General features: G+C 72.6%; 4 protein-coding genes. 2 read left to right on the top strand and 2 right to left on the bottom strand.

Going from position 1 to position 4,162, the window contains the following annotated elements; translation table 11 throughout:
* The coding region (locus AOK22_RS07375) for a cupin domain-containing protein (RefSeq protein ID WP_157872192.1) at positions 1-436 on the bottom strand (436 nt) is incomplete at its 3' end.
* Entirely contained in the window at positions 429-1,676 is a 1,248-nt protein-coding gene (locus AOK22_RS07370) for a sedoheptulose 7-phosphate cyclase (protein WP_055697770.1), read from the bottom strand. The genes AOK22_RS07370 and AOK22_RS07375, both read right to left, overlap by 8 nt.
* 293 nt (positions 1,677-1,969) lie before the next feature.
* Here AOK22_RS07370 and AOK22_RS07365 point away from each other — a divergent pair, with 293 nt between their 5' ends.
* A complete protein-coding gene (locus AOK22_RS07365) occupies positions 1,970-2,887 on the top strand; it encodes an NADP-dependent oxidoreductase (protein ID WP_055697769.1) in 918 nt (305 codons plus the stop codon).
* A gap of 55 nt (positions 2,888-2,942) precedes the next feature.
* A partial coding sequence (locus tag AOK22_RS07360; RefSeq protein ID WP_107101880.1) for an MFS transporter occupies positions 2,943-4,162 on the top strand: 1,220 nt, incomplete at its 3' end.

The following is a 4,162-nucleotide window of genomic DNA, read 5'->3' as shown; positions in this document are numbered from 1 at the left end:
CCGGCCGGGCGGCGGCCGGGGCGCGGCCGTCGGCGGTGAGCGCCGCGGCGAACTGCGGCGAACGCATCTCGATGACCAGCCAGTTGAGGTCGTCGGGACCGGTGTTGCGCAGTCCGTGGACGGTGCCGAGGCCGGTGAGGATCAGCGTTCCGGGCTCGACGGGGTGCCCGGTGCCGTTCAGGTACATCTCGCCGCGGCCGGAGAGGATGAAGTAGATCTCCTCGGTGCGGGTGTGCCGGTGCTCGCCGCTGACGCCGCCCGCCGGGATGCCGGCCCATTCGACGGCCTCCCAGTCGCCGCGCAGGTCCGCGCCCGAGGCCAGGCACTTCCACCAGGTCAGTCCGGTGGTGCCGTGGACACCGTGGATGGCGGCGGGGCCCGTGACGTCACCGACGACGACGGCGTCGCGCCCCGGCGCGTACAGGAGGTCAGACACCGCGGGTCTCCAGGTCCTTGGCGAGGGAGCCCAGCTCGGCGACGGCGTCGAGCAGCTCGGTCTCGGTGAGGTCGTTGACGAAGACGGCCTCGCCGATGCCCTGGGGCAGCGGCAGGCGCTGCAGGCCGTCGCGGTGGCGGACGGTGTCGAGCAGCGCGGCGGTCAGCAGCTCCGGCTGGTCGAGGAGGTCGTCCCAGACGGGGAGTTCGAGGGAGCGCATCACGGCGAGGATGCGGTCGCGGTCCACCGTGTCGACGAGGCCGCGGCGGTGGGCGATCACGGTGGTGAGCGCCATGTCGATGCAGACCGCCTCGCCGTGCAGCAGCTCCGGCAGGGCCCGCATCTCGACGGTCGGGCTGAAGGTGTGGCCGTAGTCGACGCAGCGCTCCAGCGTGGTCTCCCACAGGTTCGGCTGGAGCTCTTCGAGCATGCCGTGGATGGCCCGGCGCACGACCTCGCGGGCCGCCTCCTCGCCCTGCTCTCCCTCGCCCTGGAACTTCTCGTCCAGGAGCAGCGGGCCGTACTCCTCCAGGAGCCCGAAGAGCCGGACGTCCTTGATCAGCGCGATCTTGAGGATCTCGGCGAGGCCGTTGCCGATGTGGCGGCGGTCGATGGTGGCGAGGAAGGACCGGTCGAGGAGGGTCAGGTCGGCCGGGAAGTAGGTGCCCAGACGGTTCTTGTGCCCGTTGAAGTTGACGCCGGTCTTGGCGCCGACGCCGGCGTCGACCAGGCCGATCAGGGTGGTGGGCACGCGGATGAAGGGGGTGCCGCGCCGGTAGAGGCTGCTGGCGAGGCCGACGATGTCCATGAGGACGCCGCCGCCGATGACGATGACCGGCTCGCGCCTGCGGTCGATGCCGAAGGCGTCGAGCTCGCGGACGATGCGGGCCGCGGTCTCGAAGTCCTTGACCGTCTCGTTGGCCGGGACGACGCACAGGTGGTGCTCGACGTCGTGGTAGTCGAAGTAGGCGCGGATGCGGTTGCCGTGCAGGAGGTCGACGTTGGCATCCAGCACCACGAATCTGCGTATCCGCCCGCCCGGCACTCCCGCGGGTTCCAGCAGGTCCGTCCGCGTGAGGTCGAAGAGCCCGTCCGCGACCCTGACTTCGTAGCTGACCGGCTTGGTCGCGCGGACCGTCCAGGAGTCGATGCGCTCGCTGTAGGCGTAGAGGCCGGGGCCGGACAGAGCCTGCGCAGCGTCGCCGGCCAGACCCACGAGCTCAGAGCTGGACACAGACATGAAACACCTCTCGTTGGTGCGGACTTGGTGGGGTTCTGCCTGGAGAATGTCGATCATTTATATGCATTGTCAAGCATGTACTTCCCAGAGTGCGTCCTCGTTGCCCAACTTGGCCAAGTGGTGTGCGCGCAGGCCCGGGAGTTGATGATCGATTGATAGTGACTGCTATTTTTTTTCGCAAGCAATGACCGGCCCTCGCCGAAGTGGTCGGTGAACGGCACTCGCCGAAGCAGCCGAAGACGCGGACGCCCGCACCCGACGCGGGCGCCCGCAGGAGAAGAAGGAGTCACGTCGTGCGCGCCAGCGTTCTGCACCGGTACGGCGGTCCCGAGGAACTGACCGTCGCCGAACTCCCGCGCCCCGTACCGGGACCGGGCCAGATCCTCGTCCGCGCGGCCGCCTCGGCCGTGAACCCGGTCGACATCGAGGTGCGCTCGGGCCAGGCGGCCGCCCACGTGAGCCACCCCTTCCCGATGGTGCTCGGCTGGGACCTGTCCGGCACCGTCGAGGAGTGCGGCAGCGGGGTGACCCGGTTCGCCGTGGGCGACCCGGTCGTCGCCATGTCGGCCCAGATGGCCACGGGCGTGGGCACCCACGCCGAGTACGTCGCCCTGGACGCCGCGCTCGCCGCACCCGCGCCGCGCGGGGTCGACCTGGTCGAGGCGGCGGCCCTGCCGCTGGCCGGCCTCACCGCCGACCAGGCCCTCGAACTGCTCGCGCCCGAGCCCGGCAGCACCCTGCTGGTCACCGGCGCGGTCGGCGCGGTCGGCGGCTTCGCCGTCCAACTGGCCGCGGAACGCGGGGTGAAGGTCCTCGCCCTGGCACGGCCCTCCGACGTCGAGGCGGCGAAGGCCCTCGGCGCCCACGAGGTGTTCACCGCCGAGCGCCCGGTGCCGCACGGCGCCGCCGACCTCCTCCTGGAGACCGCGGGACAGCCCGGCGCCGTCGACGGCGTGCGGGACGGCGGACGCGCCGTGTCGATCGTGCCGACCGCCGCCCCGAAGGCCGAGCGCGGCATCGACGTCCGGATGTCGTTCGTCGAGCAGGACGGCGACCGGCTCGCCCGGCTCAGCCGCCTGGTCTCCGAGTCGGTGCTCACCCTGCGGGTGGGCGAGGTGTTCTCACTGGCCGGGGTCGCCGAGGCGCACCGCAGGCTGGCGGCCGGCGGCAGCCGCGGCAAGCTCCTGATCGCCCCCGACCGGGCGGTGTGAGCGCGCCGCACCCGACGGCGCACCTCCCGCTGGATCCCTACGACTTGGACTGGTCATGCCGCTGCCCCTGTTCTCCCTGATGCTCTGTGTCTTCGGCGTCGGCACCGCCGAGCTGGTGGTCGCCGGCATCCTGCCCGCCATCGCGGGCGACCTGGACGTCTCGCTCTCCGACGCGGGCCTCCTGGTCACCGCGTACGCGCTCGGTGTCGTCGTCGCGGGGCCCGTGGTCACGCTGGCGGGCAGCCGGATCCCCCGCAAGCCGCTGCTGCTCGGGCTGATGACGCTCTTCGTGCTCAGCAACGCCCTGGCCGCGCTCGCCCCCGGCTACGGGGTCCTGATGACCGCCCGCGTGCTCTCCGCCCTCACCCACTGCACGCTCTTCGCGGTGTGCATCGTGGTGGCCAGCGGCATGGCGGCGCCGGGAAAGGAGGCCTCCGCGGTCTCCCAGGTCGCCGTCGGCCTCAACCTCGCCACCGTGCTCGGCGTGCCGCTTGGCGTGCTCATCGAGCAGCACCTCGGCTGGCGGGCCGCGTTCTGGAGCATCGCCGCGCTGAGCCTGCTGGCCCTGGCGCTCGTCGCCGCGCTGCTGCCGGCCGACGACGGCACGGCCGAGCGGGGCGGCGGGGCCGCCGCCGAGCTGCGGGTCCTGCGCGGCCGACGGGTCCAACTGGCCATCGTCATCACCGCGTTGGCGATGGCGGCGGTGTTCACCGCGTACACCTTCGTGACCCCGATCCTCACCGACCTCGGCGGCTTCGCCCCGTCCACCGTGAGCTGGCTGCTGCTCCTGCTCGGCGGCGGCTCCCTGGTCGGCAACCTGATCGGCGGCCGGCTCGCCGACCGCGCGCTGATGCCGTCCCTGGTGGGCGTGCTCGCCGTGCTCGGCGCCGACCTCGCCCTGATGGCGCTGGGCGCCCGCGTGTCCTGGCTGCTGATCGCGCTGCTCGTGGTGTTCGGCGCCGCCTACTTCGCCGTCATGCCGGCCCTGCAGGCCCGCATCCTCACCTCGGCGGGCGACGGCGCCCCCACGCTGGCCGTCGCCGTGAACATCGGCGCCTTCAACCTCGGCATCGCCTTCGGCGCCTGGTTCGGCGGCCGGCTGCTCGGCCTCGACCTCGGGCTGCGCGTCGTCATCGCCGCCGCCGCGCTGCTGTCCTGGGCCGCGATGCTGATCGCCGTGCGCGAACTGGCCGTGGACCGGCGCGCGGAGCGCGGCACGTCGGCCGCACCCGCGGGGTCCGCCCCGGCCGATGCCGCCCCCGAGATCTCCGACAC

The sequence above is a fragment of the Streptomyces silaceus genome (assembly GCF_001419745.1).
Classification (GTDB): domain Bacteria; phylum Actinomycetota; class Actinomycetes; order Streptomycetales; family Streptomycetaceae; genus Streptomyces; species Streptomyces silaceus.
The sequence above is the reverse complement of the archived record's forward strand: the minus strand, read 5'-3'. Positions and strand labels throughout refer to the sequence as shown.

Bases quoted from the DNA above. Each gene is read 5' to 3' on its own strand.
- AOK22_RS07370 (WP_055697770.1), bottom strand. From the start codon at position 1,676: ATGTCTGTGTCCAGCTCTGAGCTCGTGGGTCTGGCCGGCGACGCTGCG.